General features: G+C 48.9%; 1 protein-coding gene. It reads left to right on the top strand.

Features of this window, described 5'->3' with window-relative positions; all coding sequences use genetic code 11:
* Nucleotides 1-691 precede the first annotated feature (691 nt).
* Nucleotides 692-1210, top strand: coding sequence for a DUF4440 domain-containing protein (locus KU855_RS18675; protein WP_218532790.1), 519 nt, complete (start codon nucleotides 692-694; stop codon nucleotides 1208-1210).
* Nucleotides 1211-1424: the final 214 nt, after the last annotated feature.

Below are 1424 nucleotides of genomic sequence, written 5' to 3' on the forward strand. Positions count from 1 at the left end.
TGCGAGACAGTTCAAGCTTGATGGGAAACGGGATAGGGCCTATCCACGTGCGTTAAAAATGAGTAAAAACAAGTATCCCATTAAGTCTAAGAAAAATGCCGTTCACACTAAGTGAACGGCATTAAGCCTAGCGCTGGCTTTTTTGTTTGCTGGCGTTGGCGTTTGAATCCTCGGGATTCACTTTTTTACAACGTCAGCCCGCCCTTAACAGCGTGTCGGTTTGAGTCCGACCTCTGGTACCAAACATTAAAGTCAGCCTAGCGCTTGGCTTTTTTGTTTTCTGGCGTTGGCGTTTGTCGCTAAGCGACAGGGGATTCACTTTTTACAACGTCAGCCCGCCCTTAACAGGGTGTCGGTTCGAGTCCGACCTCTGGTACCAAACATTAAAGTCAGCCTAGCGCTGGCTTTTTTGTTTGCGGGCGTTGGCGTTTGAATCCTCGGGATTCACTTTTTACAACGTCAGCCCGCCCTTAACAGGGTGTCGGTTTGAGTCCGACCTCTGGTACCACGTCTATTTAAGTAGAGATTTAAAGCCAGCCTCGGCAAGCATTAGTGTGTTTGGTTCTTGGCGCTGCAGGTTAGGGGGCTGCGCCATGATCGGTAGAATGTTGCGCTATTGTTAACTTGTTTTGCTTAGGGTTGGGCGCCTGAGGTAAGCTTTAGTTCACTCTGAATAGTACGGGTTAATCCATTGAAAATACTTTATATCATACTGCTGAGTGCCACCTTGGCTTTGTCCTTTCTGGCTTTGGCGCTAACGCCTGCGTGGGCGCATGGTGAAAAACCACACCAAGTGGCAGCCTCTAAGGCCGCTAACGCTGAGGCGTATCATGACGTTAGTGTTGAAAACATGACCCCTGAGCAGTTGGTGAGCACTTTGCATCAAGCGTTAGCGACAGGTAATACCGCGCTGATCCAACAGGTGCTGGCCGACGATGTGGTGATTTTTGAGGGCGGTTTTGCGGAGCGTTCATTGGCCGAATATGCCAGTCATCATATGGCGGCAGATATTGCTTATTTGAGCACAATGACGGTGACCGTGCTTGAACAAGATATTGAGGTGATGGGGAATATGGCTTACGCGATGACTATGACTCAGCTCGTAGCTGATGATCAGAATGCGGAGGTGGTTGAGCGTGTGACGTTAGAAACCTTGATATTGCAGCGGATAGAGGGGCGCTGGCAAATTGTTCATGTGCATTGGTCATAGTGACAAAGTTAATGACAGCCAAACTCTTGGCGCAGAGTTATGTCTTTGAGTCATGGTGGCCACGGTTGTCGGTGGCGCCATAATAAGGCATAAAAATGTATGGTCCGCCTCGTTATTGCAAATGATATTTCCGATAACGAGGTTGGTTTGCGCTAATGTATTCGGAGTCTTCATTAGGTGCTACCACCCGCTCCACGATGAGTTCCGCGCTAGA

Source organism: Shewanella sp. NIFS-20-20 (assembly GCF_019209865.1).
Lineage (GTDB): Bacteria > Pseudomonadota > Gammaproteobacteria > Enterobacterales > Shewanellaceae > Shewanella.